Raw genomic sequence first — 26,050 nt, 5'->3', positions numbered from 1 at the left:
CAGGCGGTGTGGCATACAATGCGCGGCCTGCATTCGGGCGGCGAGGCCGCGCGAGAGTGGATCGTCGATTTTAAAGCAACCGGGCCCGATGCCGAAGCTGGACCGCTACCTGAGTGCCGAATTCAGCCGTGCCGTGGTGGCGGCGCTGGTGGTGCTGGTCATGGTCAGCCTGGGCGGCCTGTTCGCCGACCTGATCGGCGAGATGGCGCGCGGCAAGGTGCCGCCGGTACTGCTACTGTCGCAGCTGGGGCTGCGTTTGCTTGGCTATCTGCCGCTGATCCTGCCGCTCGCCCTGCTGCTTGGGCTGCTGCTCGGGGTGGGGCGGCTGTACCGGGATTCGGAGATGTACGCGCTGGCAGCGGTCGGCGTCGGCCCGGCGCGCGTGTTGCCGGCGCTGGCGGTGGTGACGCTGCCGGTGCTGCTGGTGGTGGCGGTCTGCTCGCTATGGCTGGGGCCTTGGGCCAACCGGCTGGCGCGTGGGATGGTGATCGAGGCCAACAAGAACCTGCTGGTGGCGGGGCTGGAGCCCGGCCGTTTCACCCCGCTCGCGAACGGCGGGGTGGCCTATGTCGGCCAGATGTCGAATGACGGCACCCAGCTGGCGCGGGTGTTCATGTTTCACGAGCGCGCCGATCGCCTCGACGTGGTCACCGCGCGCAGCGGCGAGCTGTACCGCGACCACGGCGCGCGCATGCTGGCGCTGGTGGACGGATTCCGGGTCGAAGGCCCGGCGGCCGGCCCCGATCTCGACTATCGGCTGATGCGCTACCGCCGCAACGAGATGGAGCTGCCGTCCTCCGGTGATACCCCACGGCTGGATGATCCCGAGCTGCTGCCGACTCCGGCCCTGCTGGGCAACCCGGCCCCGGCGGCGCAGGCCGAGCTGCACTGGCGGATCGCGCCGCCGCTGCTGGCGCTGGCGCTGGCGCTGCTGGCGGTGCCGCTGGCCCGCACCGGGCCGCGGCAGTCGCGCCATGGCGCGATGCTGCTGGCCTTCCTGGTCTATCTGGTGAGCCTGTTCCTGATGGTGCTGGGGACCCAATGGCTGGCCGAAGGGCGGATCCCTGCCGCGGCCGGGCTGTGGTGGCTGCTGTTGCCGCTGCTGGCGCTGGCCGCCTTCAGGTACGCGCGCGATGGTCGCCTGACGCGGCCCGGGGGGCGGCGATGAGGCGCTGGCCGCGGGTGCACGATGTCTATCTGGGGCGCGCCGTGCTGGTCAGCGTGCTGCTGGCCTGGGGCGTGCTGCTGGGGCTGGACGTGATGCTCGCCTTCGTCGGCGAGCTGGACGAGCTGGGGCGCGGCGGCTACACCATCAACCACGCCATCGCCGCCACCGGGCTGACCATTCCCAGCCGCATGTACATGCTGTTTCCGACCGCGGCGGTGATTGGCATGCTGCTGGGGCTGGGCCAACTGGCCGCCAACTCGGAGCTGACCGTGCTGCGCGCGGTCGGGCTGTCGCGCGCGCAGCTGGCGGCGTCGGTGCTGGGAACGCTGGCGCTGTTGACCGTGCTGATGGTGGTCACGGGCGAGACCCTGGCGCCGTGGGGCGACGAGCGCGCGCAGGCGATCAAGGCCATCCGCCATCGCAACCTGGCGGTATCGCGCTATAGCGGCTTGTGGGCGCGCGAGGGCGACATGTTCCTGAATGCCCACGGCGGCGAGGAAAAGCAGCGTGGCAACGATCGCTGGCTGGAGCTGCGCGGGGTGCGCATGTTCGAGTTCGCGCCCGACGGTCGCCTGGCCTCGATCGCCAGCGTGGACAGGGCCGAGCATCGCCGCGGGCAGTGGTGGCTCTACGGAGTCGAGCGGACGGTGTTCGGTGCCAAGTCGGTGCAGCGCCAGCGGATCGCACAGGAGCGCTGGGATTCGAAGCTGGACCAGTCGGCGCTGGCTTCCAGCATCACCCGCCCCGGCAACATGAGCAGCCGCGAGCTGCGTGCCAGCATCGACTATCGGCGGCGCAACCAGCTGGATGCGGCCGAGTTCGAAAACGTCTACTGGAGCCGCTGGTTCTACCCGTTCAATGTGCTGGCGCTGTGTCTGGCGGCGTTGCCGTTCGCGTTCGGCTCGCTGCGCAGTGGCGGCTACGGCAAGCGCTTGTTCCTCGGCATGGTGTTCGCGCTGGGGTTCTTCATTCTGCAGAAGATGGCAGTGCAAATTGCCGGCGTGTTTCGTATGGACTATCGCATCGCCTATGCGATGCCGCCCGTCATCATGCTGGCGGTGTCGTGGTGGCTGTTGCGCCGGCGCAGCGATTGAGGCGCGCTGCAACGGGCTCATTGCGCCGATGGCGGCGGGCCGCGCAGCAGGCGCGTGTGGCTGGCGCGGTCGTGCCAGGTCAGGCCGTCGCGATCCAGCCAGGCCCACCAGAACCCGAGCCCGCCGGCCAGCAGCGACAGCCCGCCGAGCAGATAGCGCAGCCACAGCGCGCGCCAGCCCGGGCGGTCGCCGTCGATGGCGACCAGGCGTAGCCGCCACGGCCGCATGCCGAGGGTCTGCCCGCCGCGGCGCCAGCTCCAGGTCGCGTACAGCCCCGCCACCAGCCACAGCGCGGCGAACTCCAGCAGCCCCAGCGCCCCGCCGCGCACCGCGTCGCCATGCAGGGCGGTGAACAGCGCGGCGACCACGAACCACAGCCCCAGCACTGGGAACAAGTCGTACAGCAGCGCCAGCAGGCGCCAGCCAATCAGTGGCGGCAGACGGTCTTGCATAGGCACAGGATACAGACGGCGTGCGCGCTTGCCGCTACGCTGTCGCACGATGCCGACCGCCGCAGACCGCCGTCGCCATGTTCATCGCCTGCCGCCGCTGGAGACGGAGGATGCGCAGGCGATCGAGCGCTTCCTGGACGCGCTGTGGGCCGAGCGCGGGCTGGCCGCGGCCACCCTGGCCGCCTACCGCGCCGACCTGCAGGCGCTGGCGCGCTGGCTGCGCGCGACCGCACGCCCTGCGTTGCTGCAGGCCGATCGCGCGGCGCTGTTCGATTATCTGGCGATGCGCGCGCAGGCCGGATACGCGGCGCGCAGCACGGCGCGCCTGCTGGCCTGCCTGCATGCGTTCTATGCGCACGCCTGCCGCAGCGGGCTGCGTCAGGACGATCCCAGCGCGCTGCTGCAATCGCCGACGCTGCCGAGGCTGCTGCCGAAGGCGCTGTCCGAGGCGCAGGTGGCCGCGCTGCTGGAAGCGCCGGATGTAGCCACTCCCGTGGGCCTGCGCGATCGCGCGATGCTGGAGCTGATGTATGCCTGCGGTTTGCGCGTGAGTGAGCTGGTCAACTTGCCGGGCGCCGCGGTCAATCTGCGCCAGGGTCTGGTGCGGGTGCGCGGCAAGGGTGACCGCGAGCGCCTGGTGCCGCTGGGCGAGGAGTCCCGGCACTGGCTGGAGCGCTATCTGCACCAGGCACGGCCGGCGCTGCTGGCCGGCGCGCGCGCCCCAGCCGCGGTCACGTGGCTGTTTCTCGCGCCGACCGGCGCCCCGCTCAGCCGGCAAGGGTTCTGGGCGCTGGTGAAGCGGTATGCGGCGCTGGCCGGGATCGATCCGGCCCGGATCAGCCCGCACGGGCTGCGCCACAGTTTCGCCACCCATCTGCTCAATCACGGCGCCGACCTGCGCGCGCTGCAGATGCTGCTGGGCCACAGCGCGCTGTCCACTACCCAGATCTACACCCTGATCGCGCGCGACCGCCTGCGCCAGCTGCACGCGCAGCATCACCCGCGCGCCTGAGACGACGTGCGACAATGCCCCGCTGATGGGCGTTTGTCGATTGCGCCCGCCATTCTTTGGAGTATCGATGAAATCCTGTGTGCTCGCCCTGTTGCTGGGCCTTAGTCTGTCCGCCTGCGCGCAGTCCGGAGGCAGTGCGGCCGCGCCGTCCGCCAAGCCCGATGCCGACGTGCCGCCTGCGAAGCTGGACGCCATCCCCGCCGGCAGCCCGGAGGCGCGCGCGCGCGCGGCGGTGCTGGCGCTGGGCGGGGACGTGCCGATCGAGCGCATCGGCCCGGCCCCGCTTCCCGGCTTTCGTCAGGTGGTGGCCGGCGGCACCGTGCTGTACGTCAGCGACGATGGCAAATACCTGTTCCAGGGCGGTCTGGTGGATGTGGCCAAGCGCCGGGATCTGAGCGAAGTCGCGATGGCGCAGGTGCGCAAGGACATCCTGGCGGCGTTGCCGGAGGCCGACCGCATCGTGTTCACGCCCAAAGGCACGCCGCGCTACACGGTGGTGGTGCTGACCGACGTCGAATGCGGCTATTGCCGCAAGTTCCACTCCGAGATCGGCCGCTACAACGCGCTCGGCATCCGGGTCGAATACCTGGCCTTCCCGCGCGCCGGCCTGGGCAGCGACGACTACCGCAAGATGGTCGCGGTCTGGTGCGCGCCTGATCGCCGCAAGGCGCTGACCGACGCCAAGAACGACCGCCCGGTGCCGCTGTCTTCGACCTGCACGCGCACGCCGGTGGACATGCAGTACCGCGCCGGGCAGCGGATGGGGCTGGAAGGCACGCCGATGATCCTGACTTCGGATGGGCGTCTGGTCGGCGGCTATCTGCCCCCGGAGCGGCTGCTGCAGCGGCTGCAGGCGATGGAAGCGCAGGGCGGCTGAGGCCGGCGCCGCGGCTCGGCTACAATGACGGGCCGTTCACATCGATTGCCGGACATGATCGTCCTCGAGGGCGCGCCCGCCCTGTCGCCGTTCCGCCGCGAGCGTCTGCAAGACCGCCTTCAGGCCGTTGCCCCCGGCCTGCGCATCACGGGCACCTGGTATGGCTATTGGGTCGATCCCGAACCAGGCGCGACCCCGGACATGGACGCGCTGCGCCGCATCCTGCAGGCCGGTGAGGGCTTCGCCGAACCCGCGCCGGGGGCCGTCACCCGTTTCGTGGTGCCGCGCCTGGGCACGCTCTCGCCGTGGGCCAGCAAGGCCACCGAACTGCTGCGTGGCGCCGGCTTGCCGGTGCGCCGGGTCGAGCGCGGGATGCGCCTCGACCTCGCCGGCTGGCCTAGCGAGCCCGCCGCTGCCGCGGCCCTGGGCAGGCTGCTGCACGATCCGATGACGCAGTCGCTGCTGCAGGCGCGCGCGGACGGCGCGGCGCTGTTCGCGGCGCCGCCCGCGGGAGCGCTGGAAGTGGTGCCGCTGGCGCGGCTGGAAGAGGCCAATGCGCGTCTGGGCCTGGCCCTGGCCGCGGACGAGATCGAGTACCTGCGCGCGCGCTACGCCGAACTCGGGCGCGACCCGCACGACGTCGAGCTGATGATGTTCGCGCAGGCCAATTCCGAGCACTGCCGGCACAAGATCTTCAACGCCAGCTGGACCATCGACGGCCAGGCGCAGACGACCTCGCTGTTCCGCATGATCAAGCACACCCAGGCGCGCACGCCGCAGCACGTGCTGTCGGCCTACAGCGACAACGCCGCGGTGGTGGAGGGCTACCCGGCGTCGCGCTGGCGCCCGGACCCGGCGACCCAGCGCTACCGCAGCGAGCCGGTGTCCGACTCGGCGTTCTGCATCAAGGTCGAGACCCACAACCACCCGACCGCGATCGCGCCGTTCCCGGGCGCGTCCACCGGCGCCGGCGGCGAGATCCGCGACGAGGGCGCCACCGGCCGCGGCGGCCGGCCCAAGGCGGGCCTGGTCGGGTTCTCGGTCTCGCACCTGCGTATTCCGGCCCTGCCGCAGCCGTGGGAGCGCGCGCGCGCGCTCAACCCGCGCATGGCTTCTGCGCTGGAGATCATGCGCGACGGCCCGCTGGGCGCGGCCGCGTTCAACAACGAGTTCGGTCGCCCCAATCTCGCCGGGTATTTCCGCAGCTTCGAGTTGCACGAGGCCGACGGCCTGACCCGCGGCTACGACAAGCCGATCATGCTCGCCGGTGGGCTCGGTGTGATCGATCGTCTCCAGGTGGAGAAGCGTCGGCTCTCGCCGGGTGACGCGGTGATCGTGCTCGGCGGGCCGGCGATGCTGATCGGCCTCGGCGGCGGCGCCGCCAGTTCGGTCGCCTCCGGCGATTCCGCCGAGGAGCTCGACTTCGCCTCGGTGCAGCGCGACAACCCGGAGATGCAGCGGCGCGCGCAGGAGGTCATCGATCGCTGCGTGGCGCTGGGCGCGGACAATCCGATCCTGGCGATCCACGACGTCGGCGCCGGCGGCCTGTCCAACGCCATTCCCGAGCTGTTGCACGACTCGGGCGTGGGCGGCGTGATCGATCTGGACGCGATCCCGCGCGATGACCCCTCGCTGTCGCCGATGCAGCTGTGGTGCAACGAGTCGCAGGAGCGCTACGTGCTGGGCATCCCGCAGGCGCGGGTGGCCGAGTTCGCCGCGCTGTGCGCGCGCGAGCGCTGCCCGTTCGCGGTGGTGGGCGTGGCCACCGCCGAGCAGCGGCTGGTGGCGCGTAGCGCCGGCCAGAGGCCGGCGATCGATCTGCCGATGGATGTGCTGTTCGGCAAGCCGCCGAAGATGCACCGCGACACCGCGCATCCGGCGCCGCCGCGCTGGGCGCCGGTGGAGACCGCGGCGATCGATCTGCGCGAAGCCGCATTGCGCGTGCTGGCGCATCCCACGGTCGCGGCGAAGTCGTTTCTGGTCACCATCGGCGACCGCAGCGTCGGTGGCCTGACCGCACGCGACCAGATGGTCGGGCCCTGGCAGCTGCCAGTGGCCGACTGCGCGATCACGCTCACGGGCTTCGATGGTTTCGCCGGCGAGGCGATGGCGATCGGCGAGCGCACCCCGCTGGCGCTGCTGGATGCGGCGGCGGCGGCGCGCATGGCCGTGGGCGAGGCGATCACCAATCTGCTGGCAGCGCCGGTCGCATCGCTCGATCGCATCAAGCTGTCCGCCAACTGGATGGCCGCGGCCGGCCATCCAGGCGAGGACGCGCGCCTGTTCGACGCGGTCAAGGCGATCGGGCTGGAGCTGTGCCCGGCGCTGGAACTCGGCATTCCGGTCGGCAAGGATTCGCTGTCGATGCAGGCGCAGTGGCAGGACGCTGCGGGGGTGCACAAGGTCGTGGCGCCGGTGTCGCCGGTGGTGTCGGCGTTTGCGCCGGTCGAGGATGTGCGCGGCCAGCTCACCCCGCTGCTGCGGCGCGACGTGGAGTCGGAGCTGTGGCTGATCGGCCTCGGCGGCGGGCGCCAGCGCATGGGCGGCTCGGTGCTGGCCCAGTGCCACCCGCAGGCCAATCACGGCAGCGCGCTGCCGGCGTTCGGCGGCGAAGTCCCCGACCTCGACGACCCGCAGCGCCTGCGCGCCTTGTTCGAGCTGGTGCGCGAGGCGCGTGCGGAAGGGCTGCTGCTGGCCTACCACGACCGTTCCGACGGCGGCGTGTTCGCCGCCCTGTGCGAGATGGCGTTTGCTTCCCACCTTGGGCTGGAGATCCGCCTCGATGGCTGGGGCGATGGCCGCAGCGACGACCCGCTGCGCGCGCTGTTCAACGAGGAGCTGGGCGCGGTGGTGCAGGTGCCGGTGGCGGAGCGCGCGGCGTTCGCCGACCTGGTCGCGCGCCACGGCCTGGTCGAATGCGCGCAGCGGATCGCGATGCCGACCACCGCGCCGGTGGTGCGGGTCGCGGATGGCGACGACGTGCTGGCGGAGTGGCGCTGGGAGGAACTGTTCGATGCCTGGTGGTCGGTGACGCATGCCATGCAGCGGCTGCGCGACAACCCGGATTGCGCCGATGCCGAGCGCGCGTCCGCGCGCCGGTTCGACGCGCCAGGGCTGCAGCCACGGCTGAGTTTCGATCCAGGCGAGGACGTCGCCGCGCCCTTCATCGCCACCGGCGCGCGCCCGCAGGTGGCGATCCTGCGCGAGCAGGGCGTCAACAGCCAGCTGGAGATGGCCTATGCCTTCGATCGCGCCGGCTTCGCCGCGTACGACGTGCACATGAGCGACCTCATCGCCGGCCGCTTCGATCTGAAGGATTTCCATGCGCTGGCCGCCTGCGGCGGCTTCAGCTATGGCGACGTGCTCGGCGCCGGTCGCGGCTGGGCGACGTCCATTCTCGAGCGCACCATGCTGCGCGAGATGTTCGCCGCGTTCTTCGCGCGCGGCGACAGCCTCGCGCTGGGCATCTGCAATGGTTGCCAGATGCTGGCGCAGCTGCGCGCGATCATTCCCGGCGCCGAGCACTGGCCGACCTTCCAGCGCAATGTCAGCGAGCAGTACGAGGCGCGGCTGGCCCTGCTGGAGGTGGGTGAGTCGCCGTCGGTGTTCCTGCGCGGCATGGCGGGATCGCGGATCCCGGTGGCGGTGGCGCACGGCGAGGGTCGCGCGGTGTTCGCGGACGCGATCGACCAGGGCGCGGTGGACGTGGCCGCGCGCTACATGGACGGCGACCGCATCGCCGAGGTCTATCCGGCCAATCCGAACGGCTCGCCTGCCGGCATCGCTGGCGTCACCAGCCGCGACGGCCGCGTCACCATTCTGATGCCGCATCCCGAGCGCACCCTGCGCAAGGTGAACTTCAGCTGGGCTCCGGCCGACTGGCCGGAGGACTCGCCGTGGCTGCGCATGTTCCGCAACGCCCGGGTCTGGCTGGGGTGAGCGGGCCGGTGCGTGGGGCGAGCCGGAAAGCCGCATCGGCCTGACGAGCTGCGCGCCGTCGGGGCGATGCCTGCCCAAAGCGGGCATTCCGGCATCCGCACAGCCTGCTAAAGTCCGCGGCGGATCGCAGGAGTCGTGCGCGTGAATGCCGTAGCCACCCAACAGGAATCCGTCGAGCGTGATGCCGAAGACCGCATCGTGGCGTTGCTGCTGCAGCGCGAGAAGCTGAAGGACGCCGACCTGGCGCGCGCGCGCCGGCTCAAGGAGCAGGACGGCGGCGATCTGCTGGTGCTGTTGGGGCGGCTGGGGCTGGTGGCCGAGCGCGACCACGCCGAGGCCTGCGCGGCCGCGCTGGGGCTGCCGCTGCGCAGCACGCGCGAGCTGCCCGAGCTGCCGCCGGACGAGATCTCGCTCAGCCTGAAGTTCATGAAGCAGCACCACGTGGTCGCGGTCGCGGCCGACCCCGACGGGGTGGACGTGCTGCTGGCGGATCCGCAGGACGCCTACGTGCTCGAGGCGGTGCAGCTGGCGCTGGGGCGCCCATTGCGCCCGGCAGTGGCGTTGCGCAGCGAGATCGACGAGCTGATCGAACGCTGGTATGGCCAGGGCCGCAGCGCGATGGAAGGCATCGTCGAAGTGGCTGAGGGCGAGGGCGATCTCGACGATATCGAGCACCTGCGCGATCTGGCCTCGGAAGCGCCGGTGATCCGGCTGGTCAATCTGATCATCCAGCGCGCGGTGGAGCTGCGCGCCTCCGATATCCACATCGAGCCGTTCGAAACCCGGCTGAAGCTGCGCTATCGCATCGACGGCGTGCTGGAGGAAGGCGAGAGCCCGCCGCGCAATCTCGCCGCCGCCATCGTCAGCCGCATCAAGATCATGGCCAAGCTCAACATCGCCGAACGCCGGCTGCCGCAGGACGGCCGCATCGTCATGCGCGTCCAGGGCAGGGAGCTGGACCTGCGCGTGAGCACGCTGCCGACCGCGCACGGTGAATCGGTGGTGATGCGCCTGCTCGATCGCGAGACGGTGGTGCTGGACTTCGAGCGGCTCGGTTTCGGCCCGGCGTTCATGCCGCGCTTCCTCAAGGTGCTGGAGCAGCCGCACGGCATCCTGCTGGTGACCGGTCCCACCGGTTCGGGCAAGACCACGACGCTCTACACCGCGCTGTCCAGGCTCAATACCCCGAAGGTCAAGATCATCACCGTCGAAGACCCGGTGGAGTACCAGATCGAGGGCATCAACCAGATCCAGGCGCGGCCGGCGATCGGGCTGGATTTCGCCAGCGCCCTGCGCAGCATCGTGCGCCAGGACCCGGACATCATCATGATCGGCGAGATGCGCGACCTCGAGACCGCGCGCATCGCGATCCAGTCCGCGCTCACCGGGCACCTGGTGCTGAGCACCCTGCACACCAACAACGCCGCCGGCGGCATCACCCGCCTGCTGGACATGGGGGTGGAGGACTATCTGCTCACTTCCACCGTCAACGGCATCCTCGCCCAGCGCCTGGTGCGCCGGCTGGAGCCGACCCACGCCCAGCGCTATCCGGCAAGCCCAGAGGAGATCGAGAAGTTCGGCCTGCGCCGCTTCCAGCCGCAGGGTGAGATCTTCCTGTACCGGCCGGTGCCCTCGCCGCTGTCGCCCACCGGCTATCTCGGCCGCACCACCATCATGGAGCTGCTGGTGATGGACGATACGCTGCGGCGCGCGGTGATGCGCCACGCCGGGATGGACGAGCTCGAGCGGCTTGCGCGGCAGGCGGGCATGGCGACCATGTACGAGGTCGGGATCGCCAAGGCGCTGCGCGGCGAGACCACGATCGAGGAAGTCCTGCGCGTGACCGAGGACGCCTGAGCCGATGCCGATCTACCGCTACAAGGCGCTGAACGCGCGCGGCGAACTGCTGGAAGGCCGGATGGAGGCGTCCGCCGAGGCCGAGGTGGTCGCGCGGCTGCAAGAGCAGGGGCATCTGCCGATGGAGGCACGGCTGGATGCCGGCGAGGCCGGCCTGCCGGCGCTGCGCGCGCTGCTGCGGCCGCCGCCGTTTTCCGGCGATCGCCTGGTGCAGTTCACCCAGCAGCTGGCCACCCTGCTCGCGGCCGGGCAGCCGCTGGATCGCGCGCTGGGCATCCTCATGGAGCTGCCGGAAGACCCTGCCGCGCGCCGGATCGTGGCCGACGTGCGCGAGGCCGTGCGCGGCGGCGCGCCGCTGTCGGTGGCGCTGGAGCGCCAGCACGGCGCGTTCGGGCGGCTGTACGTGAACATGGTGCGCGCGGGCGAGGCCGGCGGCAGCCTGGCCCCGACCCTGCAGCGGCTGGCCGACTACCTGGAGCGCTCGCGCGCGCTGCGCACGCGGGTGGTCAATGCGCTGGTGTATCCAGCCATCCTGCTGGCGATGGTCGGGCTGTCGCTGCTGTTCCTGCTGGCCTACGTGGTGCCGCAGTTCGCGGCGATGTATGCCAGCCTGAATGCCGAGCTGCCGTGGTTCTCGCGCAGCGTGCTGGCGGTCGGCGAGTTCGTGCGCGCGTGGTGGTTCGTGCTGCTGGCGCTGCCGCTGCTGGCCCTGCTCGGGTTCGAGCGCCTGCGCCGCGACCCGGCCTTCATGCGCCGGCTGGACGGCTGGCTGCTGCAGCGCCGCCTGTTGGGGCCGCTGCTGGCCAAGCTGGAGACCGCGCGCCTGACGCGCACGCTCGGCACCCTGCTGCGCAATGGCGTGCCGCTGCTGACGGCGCTGGGGATTGCGCGCAACGTGCTCACCAACCGCCTGCTGATCGAGGACGTGGACGCCGCCGCCGAGGCGGTGAAGAACGGTCTCGGGCTGGCGGCCGCGCTGGCGCGCGGCAAGCGCTTCCCGCGCCTGGCCGTGCAGATGATCCAGGTCGGTGAGGAGTCCGGCGCGCTGGATGGCATGCTGCTCAAGGCGGCGGACACCTTCGACCAGGACACCCAGGCCGCGATCGACCGCCTGCTGGCGGCCCTGGTGCCGGCGGTGACGCTGGTGCTGGCGCTGGTGGTGGGCGCGGTGATCCTCTCGGTGCTCGCGCCGATCTACGATCTCACCAACGTGGTGTCCTGACGTGCGTGCAGGCACCATGGTCGGATCCCATCTCCAGCGGAACCTTGTCATGACCCAGCCTCGCTTCTTGCGTCCCCTGTCGAAATCGGCCCAACGCGGCTTCTCGCTGATCGAGATCATCGTGGTGGTGGTCCTGATCGGCGGCATCGTGGCGTTCGCGGCGTCGCGCATCCTCGGCGGCGGCGATCGCGCCAAGGTCAAGCTCACCCAGGCGCAGCTGCAGACCGTGGCCGAAAAGATCCAGCAGTATCAAATGGATACCGGACAGCTGCCGCCGACCCTCGATGCGCTGGTGACCGCCCCGGCCGGGGTGTCCGGCTGGCTCGGTCCGTATGCCAAGCCCAGTGATCTCAACGACGCCTGGATGCATCCGCTGCACTACAAGGTGCCGGGCGAGGGTGGGCGTCCGTTCGAACTCAGCAGCGATGGCGCCGATGGCCGCCCGGGCGGCGACAGCGTCAACGCCGACCTCAAGTACGAGTAAGCAGCGGCGCGGGGCGGGCATGCGCGCGCGCACGGCGGGCTTTTCCCTGCTGGAGATGCTGCTGGTGCTGGTGCTGATCGCCGCGGCGATGGCGCTGGCGATGGCGGCCTTCAGCGGCGGACTGCCCGGCATGCGCCTGCGCGCGGCGGCCAAGGACGTGGCGGCGCAGCTGCGTTTCACCCGCGCCCTGGCGATCAGCAGCGGGCAGCCGCAGGACTTCGTGCTGGATGTCCGCAGCCGCCGCTGGCAGGCGCCGCGCGGCCGCCACGGGCAGCTGCCGGAGGTCGGCGAGCTGCGCTTTCACGGTGCGTCCGCAGCGCAGTTCTCGAGCGGGCCTGACGCACGCGCGCGTGGCATCGTGCGATTCTTCCCCGACGGCGCGGCCACCGGCGGCCAGCTGCGGCTGGCGGCGGCCGGCGGCGGCTGGGACGTGGACGTGGCCTGGCTGACCGGCGAGGTGCGCCTGCACCGGATCGGGGAGGCACCGTGAAACGCGCCGCGGCCGGCTTCACCTTGATCGAGCTCCTGGTCGCCTTCGGCATCCTCGCGCTTGGCCTGACCCTGCTGCTGGGCGCCCTGTCCGGCGCCAGCCGCCAGCTGCGCCAGGGCGGCGATGCCGGCACCGCCGCGCTGTATGCGCAATCGCTGCTGGCCGAGCGCGCGCTGCTGCCGCGCCAGCCGCAGCAGGCGCAGGGGCAGTTCGAGGGCGGCCGCTACCGCTGGCAGTTGCAGATCACGCCCTGGCAGGACCCGCGCCAGCGTGCGGCGCAGGACGCCGATCCGCGCGCCGCGCGGCTGCTGCGGGTGCGCCTGGAGGTGGCCTGGGGCGAAGGCGGGCCGGCGCAGCGGCTGCGCATCGACAGCCTGCGCCTGACGCTGCCGGGCGACGACGGAGGTGCGCCATGAGGCGGGCCGCGCGCGGGTTCACCCTGATGGAGGTGCTGCTGGCCACCACGCTGCTGGCGGCGGCGCTGGCGCTGGCCTTCGGCGTGCTGCGCGCGGCCTCGGCCACGGTGACCCGCGGCGAGCTGATGAGCGCGCGCAACGAGCACGTGCGCGCGGTCTTGGGCTTTCTGCGCAGCCGCATCGGCGGCGCGCTGCCGATGGTGTTCGCGCTGGATCCGCGCAGCGGGCGCTCGCTGCGCTTCGAGGGCGGCCCGCAGGCGCTGCGGTTCGTGGCGGAGATGCCGGCCTATCTCGGCCGCGGTGGCCCGCAGGTGCACCAGCTGGCGCTGCGCGAGGAGGCCGGCGGCAAGGCGTTGATGGTGGAGTTCCGGCCGCTGCAGGCGGGCGAGGCGGGGCCGCCGCTGCGCGCGCCGGAGCCGCTGGCGCAGGGGCTGCGGCGGTTCGAGCTGGGCTACCGCACGCTGGATGCGCAGGGGCGCTGGACGCCCTGGCAGTCGCGCTGGGAGACCCCGGAGGCGCTGCCGCTGCAGGTGCGGGTGCGAATCGCGGATGCCGGCGGTGAATGGCCGGAGCTGGTGGTGGCGCTGCCGCTGGCGAGCGCCGCCGCCGCCGGAGGTGCGTCGCCATGAGGCGGACGCACACAGGCGCGGCGCTGCTGCTGGTGCTGTGGATCGTGCTGCTGCTCGGCACGCTGGTGGCCGGCTACGCCCTGAGCGCGCGGATCGAGTCGCTGCAGGGCAATGGCGTGGCGCGCCAGCTCGCCGCGCGCGAGGCGGCGCGTGCCGGGATCGAGTACGCGGTGTATCGCCTGCTCGACCCCGACCCGGCGCGGCGCTGGCCGGTGGATGGTCGCGTGCAGCGCTTCGATTTCGCCGGCGCGCAGGTGCAGGTGCGGGTGCGCGATGAAGCCGCCAGGATCGACCTCAACGCCGCCTCGCCAGAACTGCTGCGGGATTTCTTCATCGCCCTCGGCGAGGCGCCGCAGGCGGCCGCGCGCCTGGCCGGCGCGGTGGTGGATTTCCGCGACCCCGACAGCCTGACCCAGCCGATGGGTGGCGCCGAGGATGCCGATTACGCCGCCGCCGGGCTGGCCTGGGGGGCCAAGGATGCGCCGTTCGAGGACCTGTCCGAGCTGCAGCAGGTGCTGGGCATGACGCCGGCGCTGTATGCGCGCGCCGCCCCGCATCTCACCGTGTATTCCGGGCAGGGGACGCCGGACGCACGCTTTGCCGATCCGCTGGTGCGGCGTGCGCTGGGGCTGCCGCCACGGCCGGAGCCGCAGGCGCCGGATGCGCCGCCGCTGCCCGGCAGCGGCACGTATAGTATCGACAGCCGGGCCCGGCTCGCGGATGGACGCAGCGCTGGGCTGGACGTGGTCATTCGCTTGGGGGGAAGTGGTTTGCCGGGTTCGACGTACACGCCGCTGCGCTGGCAGGCGGAAGGAGCGATGCCGTGAGCGCGCAGGCGGCGCGGATATCAGCATGGGCGCGATCCGTGCACGGCTGGCGTGGCTTCCTCGCATGGTGGCGGGCGGGCCTGATGGCTTGGCTGCCGCCGCGCCTGCGCCAGGCCCTGGCCGGAGGGAATCGCCTGCTGCTGCAGGTGGAGGACGATCGGCTGCGGGTGCAGGCGGCCAGCGCCGGCACCCTGCGCGAGCTGGCGGTGCTGCCGCTGCCGCTGGAAGGCGAGGTGGATCCGCTGGCGCGCCTGTTGCGCGAGGACGTGGCCGAGTGGCCGCGCTGGCTGCTGCTGCCGGCGCGACGCGGTCTGCGCCGTCCGTTGTTACTGCCGGCGGCGGCGCGCGAACGCCTGCGCGACGTGTTGGCGTTCGAGATCGAGCGCCAGACCCCGTTCGCTGCCGGCGAGGCCCTGCATGACGGCCGCCTGCTGCAGGTGCAGGAGGATGGCCGCCTGCAGGTGGAGCTGGTGGTGCTGCCGCGCCGCGACTACCAGGCGGCGCTGGCGCAGCTCGGGGCTGCTGCGGTCGGTCTGGCCGGGCTGGATCTGGTGGACGCGGGCGGCGCGCCGCTGGGCGTGAACCTGCTGCCGCCCGCGCAGCGGCAGATGCCGCGCGATCGCTGGCGGTCGTGGAATCTGGCGCTGACCGCAGTGGCCCTGCTGGCGCTGCTGCTGGGGCTCGCGCAGGTGCTGGACAACCGCCGTGCCGCGGCCGCCCGCCTGCAGGCCGAGGTCGCCCGCCGCGCGGCGCAGGCGCAGGTGGTGGCCGCGCAGCGCCAGCGCCTGCTGGATGCGGTGGAAGGCGGCGCCTGGCTGCGCGCCCAGCGCAACGGCCGTCCCTCTGCGGTGGAGGTGATGGATGCGCTGGCGCAGCGGCTGCCGGACGGCACTTACCTCGAGAAACTCGCGATCGACGGCGACCAGCTCACCCTGATCGGCCTGTCCAACCAGGCCGCGGCGCTGGTCGGCAAGCTGGAGGGCGCGCCGCAGTGGAGCGCGCCGGCGCTCAGCGGCGCGCTGCAGCAGGATTCGCGCACGCGCATGGATCGCTTCACCCTGGTCGCGCAGCTGCGGCGGCAGGCGCCGCCGAATGGCGCGCCGGCCACTCCGGCGGGAGGCGCGCCATGAGCGCCGTGCCGGGTAGGCACCTGACGCCGACGCAGCGCGACCGCTGGCTGGCGCTGGCGCTGCTGCTGGGTCTGCTGGTGCTCGTGTTGGCGCTGCTGTGGCCGCTGCTGGGCACCCCGCTGCAGGCGGTGAACGCGCGCATCGCTGATCTGCAAGCGCGCGATGCCCGCCTGCGCGGCCTGCTGCAGCAGCGTGCCCAGGTGGAACAGCGGCTGGCGGCGCTGGACGCGCGCGGCGGCGGCCAGCCGGAGTTCCTGCTGGAGCCGACCGCGGAACTGGCGACCGCGGCGCTGGTGCAGCAGCTGGAAACGGTGGTCGCCCAGGCCAGTCCCGGCGGGCGCGGCTGCGCACTGGTCAACCGCACGCCGCTGGACGATGCCAGCCAGCCCGGGCGCTACCGGCGGGTGACCGTGCAGGTGCGGCTGCGCTGCGGCAACGCCGAGACTCTGGCGGTGCTGCACGCGCTGGAATCGGCGCGGCCCTATCTGTTCGTGGATGCGCTCAGCATCACCGCGCAGCGCTACTTCGCAGTGCCCGGCAGCAACCAGCCGCAGGAAGGCGGGCTGGATGTGAGCTTCAACCTGTCCGGCTACCTGCGGCCGCAGGCGGGAGGGCGCCATGGCGCTTGAGCAGGGCTTGCTGCAGCGCTTCCGCCGCGCCGGTGTCGGCACCTGGCTGCTGGCCGCGGCCTGCGCCTGGGCGCTGCTGCTGTGGCTGGGCGCGGCGCTCGGGATGGGCGGGCGTCTGCAGGCGCCCGCCGCGCAGCCGCCGGGGCCGTTGCCGCCGCCGGTCGCGCCTGCACCGGACCGCATCGGTCCCCTTGCGCAATATGCGGAGGCGGCGGCCCGCCCGCTGTTCACCGAGGACCGGCGGCCGCGCGCCTTCATCGCGAATGCGGTCGACCCCGACGCTGGCGTTGGCGGCAGTGCGTTCGACTATGTGCTGACCGGCGTGCTGATCAGCCCGCAGGCGCGTCTGGCGATATTGCAGCCGGGCAATGGCGGGGCCTCCCTGCGCGTGCGCGAAGGCGCCGCGCCGGAGGGCGCGGCCGGCTGGCGGCTGGTCGAGCTGCAGCCGCGACGCGCAGTGTTCGATGGCCCCGGCGGGCAGGTGACGCTGGAGCTGCGGGTGTTCGGCGCGCCTGCGCCGCCGCCCGGCGTCGACAAGCCGGAGCCTTCGGTGGCGCCGGTCTCTGACGGGGCCGACGCGCCCGCCGACCAGCAGCGTCTGGACGATCTGCGTCGGCGGATCGAGGCCCGCCGCGCGCAGCTGCAGCAGCAATCCCCTCCGGCCGATGCCGACGCCGGCTCCGCCCGGCCGCTGTCCGGCCCCGGCAAATGACGAACGAAGACCCTCTGCCCATGAACCACAAGCCGTCGTTTCCTTCCACGCGCGCATTCCTGCTGGCCCTGGCGGCCGGGCTGCTGGCGGCCTGTGCCAGCGTCCCGCAGCCGCAGCTGCATCGCGCCGCGCAGGTGCCAGCCGCGCCCGCGCAGGATCTGCGCAGCGAGGTGCTGCAGGAGCTCGGCAACAGCGGCCCGCAGCCGGTGATCCGGCGCGGCAGCGGCGAGGTCATCAACCGCGCCGCGGCCAGCGCGCCACCGCCGACCATCGCCAGCAGCGGCCAGGCCAGCTTCAACTTCGAGGGCGAATCGCTGCAGGCGGTGGTGAAGGCGATCCTGGGCGACATGCTCGGCCAGAGCTACAGCATCGCGCCGGGCGTGCAGGGCACGGTGACGCTGGCGACCCAGAAGCCGGTGGGCGCGGCCGGCGCGCTGGCGCTGCTGGAGCAGGTGCTGGCGCAGAACGGCGCGCGCATGGTGTACAGCGACGGTCGCTACAACATCGTGCCGGCCGACCAGGCGCTGCAAAGCGGAGTAGTGCCGCGTACGGCTCCGCCCGCGCTGGCACGCGGCTTCGAATCGCGGGTGGTGCCGCTGCGTTACATCGCCGCCGGCGAGATGGAGAAGATCCTCAAGCCGTACGCGCGCCCGGGCGCGATCGTCAGCGTGGACGGCGCGCGCAACCTGATCACGATCGCCGGCAGCCGCGCCGAGCTGGAGAACTACCTGCGCACCATCCAGGTGTTCGACGTGGACTGGATGGCCAGCATGTCGGTCGGCGTGTTTCCGCTGCAGAGCGGGCGCGCGGTGGACGTGGTGCAGGACCTGGAGCGCATCTTCGGCGAACAGGGCAAGACCCCGGTGGCGGGGATGTTCCGCTTCATGCCGCTGGAGTCCACCAATGCGGTGATGGTGATCACCCCGCAGGCCAGCTATCTCGACGAGATCCGCCAGTGGATCGACCGCATCGAGGGCGGCAGCGGCGACAACCAGCTGTTCTCGTATGAGCTGAAATACATCAAGGCGCGCGATCTGGCCGACCGCCTGGCCGAAGTGTTCGGCGGCAGTGGCGGCGGGCGCGACGAGGCCACCGCGCTGATGCCGGGTGTGCAGGCGGCCGATCTGCGCGACGCGCCCGAACCCCGCGGTGATTCCGCCTCCGCCGGCGGCCTTGGGCAAGGGGCGCCGCTGCCGCAGGCGCGCGCCGGCAACGGCCGGGTGACGCTCAAGGTTGGTGGCGCCGAGGTCGGGGTGTCGGCAGTGGAGGACACCAACTCGCTGCTGGTACGCGCCAGCCCGGCGCAGTGGAAGTCGATCAAGGAAGTGATCGAGCGCCTGGACGTGATGCCGATGCAGGTGCAGATCGAGGCGCAGGTCATCAGCGTGGCGCTCAAGGGCGCGCTGCAGTATGGCGTGAGCTGGTACTTCGACAATGCGCTGACCGGCCAGGGCCTGCCGTATCCGACCGGCCGCCACAGCTACGGCAGCTACAGCGGAAGCCTCGGCCCGCTGGCGAATGGCGGCGGCAACCTGCTCAGCTGGACCTTCCTCGGCAGCAGCGCGGCGGCCATCATCCAGGCGCTGGACAACGTCACCGACGTGCGCACGCTGTCCTCGCCGAGCGTGTTCACCCAGAACAACAAGGAGGCCGTGCTCAACGTCGGCCAGCGCATCCCGGTGGCCTCGGTCAGCTTCAACCCGGCCGGCGGCAGCAACGGCACCTACAGCCAGGTGCAGTATCTGGACACCGGCATCATCCTCAAGGTGCGCCCGCGCATCACCCGCGACGGCATGGTGTTCCTCGACATCGTGCAGGAGGTGAGCAAGCCCACCGGCACCGCGGATGCCAACGGCAACGTGCGGATCGACACCAGCAAGGTCACCACTACCGCGGTGGCGCCCAGCGGCGAGACCATCGTGCTGGCCGGCCTGATCAGCGATGGCAGCAACCGCAGTTCCACCGGGGTGCCGGGGCTGAGCCGGATTCCGATCGTGGGCAGCCTGTTCGGCCAGCAGGGCAGCCAGAAGACCCGCGACGAGCTGGTGGTGCTGATCACCCCGACGGTGGTGCGCAATCCGCTGGAGGCGCGCAACCTGACCGACGAATACGGCCGCCGCTTCCGCGCGCTGGAACCGATCTACGCGCCGAAGAAGCAATGAGCCAAGCGGGCGCCGCCCTGCCGATCGTGCTGGTGCCGGTGGGCACCGACGAGGACGCCCTGGATGCATGCCTGGCGGCGCTCGAGGCCGCCACGCCGGCGGGGACCCGGGTGTGGCTGGCCGACGATGCCCAGGCCGGCCCGCGCGGGCTGGCGATCATCCAGCGCTGGCTGACGCAGACCCGGCTGCAGGCCGCGCATACCCGCCGCAAGGCGGCCGTGGGCGAAGCCGCGCACGTGGCGGACGCACTACGTGCCTGCGGCGAGGCGGACGTGGTGGTGCTGGCCAGCGATGCGCAGCCGACACCCGGCTGGCTGGAGCATCTGGCGGACTGTCTGGCGCAGGATCCTGCCATCGTCACGGCCACGCCCTGGTGCAATGCCGGCGAAGTCGCAGCGTGGCCGCGCATCGGTGAGATCGTTCCGCTGCAAATCCCGCCGGCGCGGCTGGCGCAGGCTTGTGCGACGCTGCCGGGTCCCTGTCCGACGCTGCCGGCCGCGGTTTCGCATGCGGTGCTGCTGCGTGGGCGCGCACGGGTCGCTGCTGGCGGGGTGGATGGCGAGAGCTATCGCGGCTGGCCGGCGGCGCTGGCCGACCTCTCCCTGCGCCTGGCGGGACTTGGCGGCCGCAATGTGCTGTGCCCGACCGCGTTCGTACTGCGCGAGCGCGAGGGCGCGCCGCATCCCGGCGACGGCGACCTGCTCGCGGCGCGCTGGCCGACCTGGCATGCCAGCATCGCGCACTGCCTGATGCAGGATCCGCTGCATGCCCTGCGCGCGCGGCTGCATACGGCGCTGGTGGAGCTGGAGAAAGCCTCGCCGCAACCGGATCTGTTCGCGGATCGCGTATGAGCGACGGCGTGGCGGTGGTGGTGGTCAGCCACGACAGCGAGGAAACCCTCGACGAATGCCTGCTGCGCGTGCGCGCCGCGGAGGGCGTGGTGCAGGTGCGGGTGGTGGACAACGGCTCCGCCGACAGCAGCCTGTCGATCGTGCAGCGGCACGCCCTGGCGGATGCGCGGGTGCGCTTCATCGCCAATGCCGACAACCCCGGTTTCGCGGTGGCCTGCAACCAGGGCGCGGCCGATTGCGACGCCCCGTGGCTGGCCTTTCTCAATCCCGACTGCTTCCTGCCGCCCGACGCGCTGGTCCGCCTGCGCGCGCATGCGCAGGCCGCAGGCGGCGCGCTGGTCGGTGCCGATCTGGTGGATGCCGACGGCCGCCGCGACCCAGCCGCGCGCCGGCGCGATCCGGATTTCGTGGCGATGCTGCGCGACCTGCGGCGCGCGCGCCTGGGCGTTGCGGTGGACACGCAGCGCGCGCTGCAGCCGGTGGAGGCCGTCTCCGGCGCGCTGATGCTGCTGCCGCGCGCGGCGTTCGCGCGGCTGGGCGGTTTCGACCCCGGCTATCGCCTGCACGTGGAAGACCTCGACCTGTGCCGGCGCGCGCGCCTGGCCGGGATCCAGGTCGCCTGCGCGAACGACGTGCAGGCCGTGCACCTGCGCGGCGTATCCTCGCGCGGCCGCCGGCTGTTCGTGGAATGGCACAAACACCGCGGGCTCTGGCGCTACTTCCGTCGCTTCGAGGCGCCGCGCCGCGCGGGCTGGCAGCGTGGCCTGGTGTTCGCCGCGATCTGGCTGCATTTCCCGCTGGCGCTGCTGCGTCGCCGCTGAGCCGGGCGGGGCGTGTGATCAACCGTGTGAGATCAGCGCAGGGGCGCGCTGCAGTGCGCCTGCGCGGGACTCACCACTCCACTTCGGCCATCGAGCAGTTCAGGCCGGAGCCGATCCCGAGCAGGGCGACCCGGCTGCCCTTCTTCAGGCGGCCCATCTCGCGCAGCTTGGACAGCACGATCGGCACGCTGGCCGGACCGATGTTGCCGTGCTCGGCGAAGATGGTCATGACCTTCTTGGGGTCGATGCCCATCGCCTTGGTGAAGGCGGCGGTATGCACCTTGCTGACCTGGTGGATGACGAATTCGTCCAGTTCGGAGACGACCCATCCCAGCTTCTGCTTGGCGACCTCGAAGGTCTTGGTGGCCAGCTTGATGCCCTCCACCAGCAGGGTGCGGGTGTCGGTGATCATGCCGTCGATGTTGCCGCGGCAGAGCTTGTTCCATTCGGTGGCGGCGCGCGTCACCCCGCCCTTGTAGCGCGGCGCGCCCGGGGCCAGTTCGGCGCGCGCCAGCACCATCGCGGCAGCGCCGGAGCCGAGGGTGAGGGTGGCCAGCTCGTTCTTGAAGTCTTCCTCGGTGACGTCGGCGCGGGTCATGCGCTCGAGTGTCTTCTCGTAGGCGAGGTTGGCGGTCTCGCCGTCCACCACCAGGGCGTATTCGATCTCGCCGCGCTCGATCATGCGCGCGGCGATGTCCATGCCGTTGATGAAGGCCAGGCAGGCGTTGGCCACGTCGAAGTTCTGGCAGGTGTCGGGCAGGCCCAGGTTGCCGGCGACGATCGAAGCGGTGGAGGGCTCCAGATAGTCGCGGCTGACCGAGGTGTTGACCAGCAGGCCCACCTTGTCGGGGTCGATGCCGGCATCCGCCAGCGCCTTCACTCCGGCCAGGGTGGCGGCATCCGAGGCCTGCACGTTGCCTTCCCACAGACGGCGGGCGCGCACCCCGGCCACGTCGCCGAGCACGTCGATCCGGATGCCGAGCCGATCGAGGGTCGGCTTCAGGCGCGCATTGATCTCTTCGGAGGTCAACCGGCGCGGTGCGTCGATATGGGCCAGGCCGGCGATGGCAACGTGTTGAAACAACATGGCAGAGCACTCGCACGGGCGCCGGGACGGCGCCGGAACCGCTTAGGATAGCGGTTTTCGCTTCCGTACGCTTGCGTATTGCCGTGGCGGTTCGGCCGGGGCGCCGTCCGTCTCAGCGGCAGCGCCACATCGCCCAGCGCTGCTCGCCGTCGGCCGGCGGACCGAGCGGGCTGATCCGGTTGGCCGCCAGGCGCGGCGCCTCGTTGCGCGCCAGGACCTCCAACTCATCGCGCACGCGCAGGGCGTCGCGCTCGTAGAAGCCCACCTTGTGGGTCACCGAGACCACCACCTCGCCGCGCGCCTCGCAGCCGGCCGGGGCGGCCGCCAGCACCTTCACCTGCTGTGCCCCCGGGGCCATCTTCACGAAGGTGCAGGCCGGCAGGGCCAGCACCAGCAGAAGGGTGGCAACGCGGGTCGGCAAAGGCATGCGCAAGCTCCTTGAAAAGGCGGAACGCGCCGGATTGTGGCCCGGCGCGTCTGAATCGCGCAAAAGCGGAGTCGGTCGCCGTGCCCGCTGTCGCGTCGGACGCGGCGACCGGCCGGGGTTTACTTCTTCGCCACCGGCTTGCCGTCGGCGTCGATCACGGTCACCTCGCCCAGATTGAGCGCGCGCACGGGCGCCTCGGTCTTGGACAGATCGCCGACCACCACCCAGGTCAGATGGCGGGGATCCAGCGCCTTGGCGGCCGCGTTCACCTGCGCCGGGGTCATCGTCTCGATCTGCGCCTTGCGCAGGAACACGTAGTCGTCGGGCCGGCCGTACAGCGTGTTGCTGGCGATGGTGCTCATCACCGCGGCAGCGGTCTCGTAGGCACCAGGCAGGGTCAGGGTCAGCACTTTCTTCATGCCGTCCACTTCGTCGGCGCTGGCCGGGCGTTGGCCACCGGCGTACTCGGCGATCTCGCGCTGCATCTCCGCCGCCGCCTCGCCGGTCTTGTCGATCTGCACCGGGGCCGAGGCGGTCCACAGGCGCTGGCCGAGGGCACCGCCGGCGCCGCTGCGTGCGCCGTAGGACCAGTGCTTGTCTTCGCGCAGGTTCATGTTCAGGCGCGCGGTGAAATCACCGCCCAGCACCATGTTGGCCATGTCGTACTCGACCGTCTTCGGGTCGGTGCTGGACGGCAGCAGCGTGGCTGCGACGATGTTGGCCTGCACCGCGCCCGGCTGATCCACCAGGAATACCCGCGGCTTGGGTGGCGGTGATACCTGCGGGATTGCGGGCGCACTGGCCGCCTCCGGGGCGGCCGTCCAGTCGCCGAAGGTCTGCTCCAGCAGCGGCAGGATTTCCGCCAGGGTGGTGTCGCCGACCACCACCAGGGTGGCGTCCTGCGGGCGCAGGGCGGTGTCGTGCCAGCGCTGGATATCGGCGCGGGTCAGCGCCGCGATCTCGGCCTCGCTGCCGCTGCGCGGGGCCGCGTAGGGGTGCCCGGCGCCGTACACCAGGCCCGGCAGCACGCGCTGCACGATCCCGTTCGGGCTGGCCTTTTCCTGCTTGATGCCGGCGATCCACTGCCCGCGCACGCGCTCGATGTCGGCCTGCGCGAAGCGCGGGCGGCGCAGCATGTCGGCGTACAGCGCCAGCGACGGGGCGAGGTTCCGCTTCAGTGCCGACAGGTAGGCGCTGCTGGAATCCAGGCCGGCACTGGCGCCCAGCTGCGCGCCCAGCGCCTCGGCGCGGTCGGCGAAGGCCAGCGCGTCGAGATCGCCGGCCCCCTCGTCCAGCAGCCCGGCCGCGAAGCTGGCCAGGCCGGGCGCGCTCGCAGCAGCGCCGCCGCGGAACTCATAGCTCATCTGCACCACTGGCACGTCGTGGCGCTCGGCCAGGATCACCTTGGTGCCGTTGCGCAGGGTGGCGTGTTGCAGCGGCGGGAACTTCAGATCCGGGAAGCGGGTCGGCATCGGCACCCCGGCCTTACGGTCCACCGCGCTCGGCAGGGTCGTGTACTTGGGATCTGGTTTGGGCGTTTTGAACGGCGCCGGGGTGACGCTGGGATCCTCGGGCAGGGCAACCCGCTTGCCGGGCTTGACCACCAGGGTGTGGCTGCCCTTGCCCGCGCCCAGCCAGGTATTGCCGGTCGCGCGCAGGGTGGCCGGGGTTGCCGTGGCCAAGGTCTTGAGGCTGGCGCGGAAGCAGCCGGGGTTGCCGGTATAGACCGCGCATTCGGCCAGCACGTCGGCCTTGCCGCCGAACCCGCCGATGCGCTCGATGCCGCGGATCCAGGAGGCTTCCAGCGCGGTGCGCGCGCGCGCCACTTCATCCGCGCTCGGGCCGTCCTTGAGCAGCTTCTTCAGTTCCTCATCGATTGCGGCTTCCACCTTGGCCACGTCCACGCCCTGCTTGATGGTGGCCGTGATCAGGAAGGTGCTGCTGAGCTGCGCGCCGTAGGCGCCGGCGCTGACGCTGTCCACCAGTTTGTCCTGATGCACCAGGCGGCGATCCAGGCGTGAGGATTTGCCGCCGCCGAGAATGCGTGCCAGCAGCTGTAGGCGGTCGAGGTCGGGCTGGCCGTACTCGGCCACGTTCCACACGCGGTAGATGCGCGTCTGCGGCACGTTGTCGGTCATCTCGCTGCGGGTATCGACGGTGTGCGCGGCGACGTCCACCTTGGGCTGGGCCATGGTCGGGCCGGCCGGAATGTCGCCGAAGTACTTGGCCACCTTTTCCTTCGCGGTGGCCAGGTCGATGTCGCCGGCCAGCACCAGCACCGCGTTGTTGGGGCCGTACCAGGTGCGGAACCAGGTCTTCACGTCCTCCAGCGAGGCCGCGTTGAGGTCGTTCATCGAGCCGATGGTGCTGTGCCGGTAGGGATGGCCTGGCGGATACATGGCCTTGCCCAGCACGTCCCACACCTGGCCATAGGGCTGGTTCTCGCCCTGGCGCTTCTCGTTCTGGACCACGCCGCGCTGCTCGTCCAGGGTCTTCTGGTCGATCGCGCCGAGCAGGTGGCCCATGCGGTCGGATTCCATCCACAGCGCGGTGTCGAGCGCGGTGGTGGGCACGTTCTCGAAGTAGTTGGTGCGGTCGGAGTTGGTGGTGCCGTTCTGGTTGGTGGCGCCGATCGCCTTGAACGGGGTGAAGAACTCGCCCGGCGCGTTCTCGCTGCCGTTGAACATCAGGTGCTCGAACAGGTGCGCGAAGCCGGTGCGGCCGGCCGGTTCGTCCTTGCTGCCCACGTGGTACCAGATGTTGACCGCGACGATCGGGGCCTTGCGGTCGGTGTGCACGATCACGCGCAGGCCGTTGGGCAGGGTGAAGGTCTCGTAGGGGATATCGACCGAGGCGGCGGTGGCGGCAGCGGCGGCGCGCGCCGAGGGCGCATAGCCGCCGATCGGCAGGCTGGCGGCCAGAGCAAGCGCCAGCGCGGCGGGACGGAACCAGGACATCGACATCTCCTTCGGAGTACGGAAATCAGCGCCGGATCATAGCCGCGCACCGCACGCCCTACACTAGGCCGAAAGCCACTCGGGAGGTTTCGTCATGTCTCGCACCGTCCTCGTCACCGGCGCCAACCGCGGCCTGGGCCTGGAGCTCACCCGGCAGTTGCTGGCGCAGGGCGCGCACGTGGTGGCAACCTGCCGCCATCCCGGCAAAGCCACGGCGCTGAACGCACTCGGCGGCGCGCATCCCGGCCGTGTGCACGTGTTGCCGCTGGACGTGGGCAGCGAATCTTCGCGCGCCGAGCTGGTGCGCGAGCTGCCGCTGGTGCTGGGGGAGGCGCGGCTGGATCTGTTGCTCAACAACGCCGGCGTGCTGCACTCCGGCGAACGCTTCGGCCAGGTGACCCAGGCGGCGCTGGAGGAGAGCCTGCGTGTCAACGCCATCGGCCCGTTCCTGCTGACCCAGGCATTGGCCGCCTTTCTGCGCGACGGTGCCACCGTCGCCAACCTCTCCTCGCAGCTGGGCTCGATCGCGCGCGTGACCCGCTTCGGCACGCCCAGCTACTGCGCCGGCAAGGCCGCGCAGAACATGCTCGGGGCGCAACTGGCGCAGGCGCTGGCGCCGCGCGGCATCGTGGTGCTGCAGCTGCACCCGGGCTGGGTGCAGACCGACATGGGCGGCGCGCAGGCGCCGTTGCGCGTGCAGGAATCGGCGGCCGGGCTGCTACGGGTGATCGAGCGCGCCACGCCTGCGCAGTCCGGCACGTTCCTCGATTGGCAGGGTCAGACGCTGCCCTGGTAGGCCGCCCTACA

At 71.6% G+C, this 26,050-nt stretch carries 23 protein-coding genes; 19 read left to right on the top strand and 4 right to left on the bottom strand.

Annotation, left to right across the window (positions count from 1 at the left end):
- Positions 1–88: 88 nt before the first annotated feature.
- Positions 89–1,168, top strand: a complete 1,080-nt coding sequence (gene lptF / locus ML342_RS03335) for an LPS export ABC transporter permease LptF (protein WP_240125513.1) — start codon at positions 89–91, stop codon at positions 1,166–1,168.
- Positions 1,165–2,262: an LPS export ABC transporter permease LptG gene (gene lptG / locus ML342_RS03330; protein WP_240125512.1), complete on the top strand. Its 1,098-nt coding sequence runs from the start codon at positions 1,165–1,167 to the stop codon at positions 2,260–2,262. Before lptF ends, lptG begins: the two co-directional genes overlap by 4 nt.
- 17 nt (positions 2,263–2,279) lie before the next feature.
- Here the strand turns inward: lptG and ML342_RS03325 are convergent, their stop codons facing one another.
- Positions 2,280–2,714: an RDD family protein gene (locus tag ML342_RS03325; RefSeq protein WP_240125511.1), complete on the bottom strand. Its 435-nt coding sequence runs from the start codon at positions 2,712–2,714 to the stop codon at positions 2,280–2,282.
- Positions 2,715–2,763: 49 nt separating this feature from the next.
- Here ML342_RS03325 and xerD point away from each other — a divergent pair, with 49 nt between their 5' ends.
- From xerD to ML342_RS03245, 16 genes are all read left to right on the top strand, one after another.
- A complete protein-coding gene (xerD, locus tag ML342_RS03320) occupies positions 2,764–3,726 on the top strand; it encodes a site-specific tyrosine recombinase XerD (protein WP_240125510.1) in 963 nt (320 codons plus the stop codon).
- Between the two features lie 67 nt (positions 3,727–3,793).
- On the top strand, positions 3,794–4,603 hold the full coding sequence (locus ML342_RS03315) for a DsbC family protein (RefSeq protein WP_240125509.1): 810 nt from the start codon (positions 3,794–3,796) through the stop codon (positions 4,601–4,603).
- A 54-nt stretch (positions 4,604–4,657) separates the two neighbouring features.
- The gene (gene purL / locus ML342_RS03310) at positions 4,658–8,542 is read left to right on the top strand and encodes a phosphoribosylformylglycinamidine synthase (protein ID WP_240125508.1); all 3,885 of its coding nucleotides are present in this window, start codon (positions 4,658–4,660) and stop codon (positions 8,540–8,542) included.
- A gap of 141 nt (positions 8,543–8,683) precedes the next feature.
- Complete coding sequence (gspE, locus tag ML342_RS03305; protein ID WP_240125507.1) at positions 8,684–10,399, top strand: type II secretion system ATPase GspE; 1,716 nt, start codon at positions 8,684–8,686, stop codon at positions 10,397–10,399.
- Between the two features lie 4 nt (positions 10,400–10,403).
- Positions 10,404–11,621: a type II secretion system protein XpsF gene (gene xpsF, locus ML342_RS03300; protein ID WP_240125506.1), complete on the top strand. Its 1,218-nt coding sequence runs from the start codon at positions 10,404–10,406 to the stop codon at positions 11,619–11,621.
- Between the two features lie 49 nt (positions 11,622–11,670).
- Complete coding sequence (locus ML342_RS03295) at positions 11,671–12,105, top strand: type II secretion system protein GspG (protein WP_240125505.1); 435 nt, start codon at positions 11,671–11,673, stop codon at positions 12,103–12,105.
- A 19-nt stretch (positions 12,106–12,124) separates the two neighbouring features.
- Positions 12,125–12,595, top strand: coding sequence for a type II secretion system protein XpsH (gene xpsH, locus ML342_RS03290; protein ID WP_240125504.1), 471 nt, complete (start codon positions 12,125–12,127; stop codon positions 12,593–12,595).
- Complete coding sequence (xpsI, locus tag ML342_RS03285) at positions 12,592–13,011, top strand: type II secretion system protein XpsI (RefSeq protein ID WP_240125503.1); 420 nt, start codon at positions 12,592–12,594, stop codon at positions 13,009–13,011. Before xpsH ends, xpsI begins: the two co-directional genes overlap by 4 nt.
- Positions 13,008–13,640, top strand: coding sequence for a prepilin-type N-terminal cleavage/methylation domain-containing protein (locus ML342_RS03280; protein ID WP_240125502.1), 633 nt, complete (start codon positions 13,008–13,010; stop codon positions 13,638–13,640). The genes xpsI and ML342_RS03280 overlap by 4 nt, the downstream gene beginning before the upstream one ends.
- Positions 13,637–14,467 (top strand): type II secretion system minor pseudopilin, encoded by an 831-nt coding sequence (locus tag ML342_RS03275; protein ID WP_240125501.1) that lies wholly within the window; start codon positions 13,637–13,639, stop codon positions 14,465–14,467. Before ML342_RS03280 ends, ML342_RS03275 begins: the two co-directional genes overlap by 4 nt.
- A 38-nt stretch (positions 14,468–14,505) precedes the next feature.
- Positions 14,506–15,597: a PilN domain-containing protein gene (locus ML342_RS11980; protein ID WP_240125500.1), complete on the top strand. Its 1,092-nt coding sequence runs from the start codon at positions 14,506–14,508 to the stop codon at positions 15,595–15,597.
- Positions 15,594–16,226: a type II secretion system protein GspM gene (gene gspM, locus ML342_RS03265; protein WP_240125499.1), complete on the top strand. Its 633-nt coding sequence runs from the start codon at positions 15,594–15,596 to the stop codon at positions 16,224–16,226. Before ML342_RS11980 ends, gspM begins: the two co-directional genes overlap by 4 nt.
- On the top strand, positions 16,216–16,938 hold the full coding sequence (locus ML342_RS03260) for a type II secretion system protein, XpsN-like (protein WP_240125498.1): 723 nt from the start codon (positions 16,216–16,218) through the stop codon (positions 16,936–16,938). Before gspM ends, ML342_RS03260 begins: the two co-directional genes overlap by 11 nt.
- 20 nt (positions 16,939–16,958) lie before the next feature.
- Positions 16,959–19,100 (top strand): type II secretion system secretin GspD, encoded by a 2,142-nt coding sequence (gspD, locus tag ML342_RS03255; RefSeq protein ID WP_240125497.1) that lies wholly within the window; start codon positions 16,959–16,961, stop codon positions 19,098–19,100.
- Positions 19,097–19,951, top strand: coding sequence for a glycosyltransferase family 2 protein (locus ML342_RS03250; RefSeq protein WP_240125496.1), 855 nt, complete (start codon positions 19,097–19,099; stop codon positions 19,949–19,951). The genes gspD and ML342_RS03250 overlap by 4 nt, the downstream gene beginning before the upstream one ends.
- Positions 19,948–20,772 carry a glycosyltransferase family 2 protein gene (locus ML342_RS03245; protein ID WP_240125495.1) on the top strand — a complete coding sequence of 275 codons (825 nt, stop codon included), beginning with the start codon at positions 19,948–19,950 and terminating at the stop codon, positions 20,770–20,772. The genes ML342_RS03250 and ML342_RS03245 overlap by 4 nt, the downstream gene beginning before the upstream one ends.
- A gap of 70 nt (positions 20,773–20,842) precedes the next feature.
- On the opposite strand, the gene ML342_RS03240 is transcribed toward ML342_RS03245, so the two are convergent.
- The 3 genes from ML342_RS03240 to ML342_RS03230 form a co-directional block, all read right to left on the bottom strand.
- On the bottom strand, positions 20,843–21,859 hold the full coding sequence (locus ML342_RS03240; protein WP_240125494.1) for a 3-oxoacyl-ACP synthase III: 1,017 nt from the start codon (positions 21,857–21,859) through the stop codon (positions 20,843–20,845).
- A 112-nt stretch (positions 21,860–21,971) separates the two neighbouring features.
- On the bottom strand, positions 21,972–22,286 hold the full coding sequence (locus ML342_RS03235) for a DUF4156 domain-containing protein (protein WP_240125493.1): 315 nt from the start codon (positions 22,284–22,286) through the stop codon (positions 21,972–21,974).
- A 119-nt stretch (positions 22,287–22,405) separates the two neighbouring features.
- Positions 22,406–25,243 (bottom strand): M16 family metallopeptidase, encoded by a 2,838-nt coding sequence (locus ML342_RS03230; RefSeq protein ID WP_439655139.1) that lies wholly within the window; start codon positions 25,241–25,243, stop codon positions 22,406–22,408.
- Positions 25,244–25,337: 94 nt separating this feature from the next.
- On the opposite strand from ML342_RS03230, the gene ML342_RS03225 reads away from it, so the two are divergent.
- Positions 25,338–26,039 (top strand): SDR family oxidoreductase, encoded by a 702-nt coding sequence (locus ML342_RS03225; RefSeq protein ID WP_240125491.1) that lies wholly within the window; start codon positions 25,338–25,340, stop codon positions 26,037–26,039.
- Positions 26,040–26,050: the final 11 nt, after the last annotated feature.

Source organism: Thermomonas alba, assembly GCF_022419205.1.
In the GTDB taxonomy this organism is placed as follows: Bacteria; Pseudomonadota; Gammaproteobacteria; order Xanthomonadales; family Xanthomonadaceae; genus Thermomonas; species Thermomonas alba.
The sequence above is the reverse complement of the archived record's forward strand: the minus strand, read 5'-3'. Positions and strand labels throughout refer to the sequence as shown.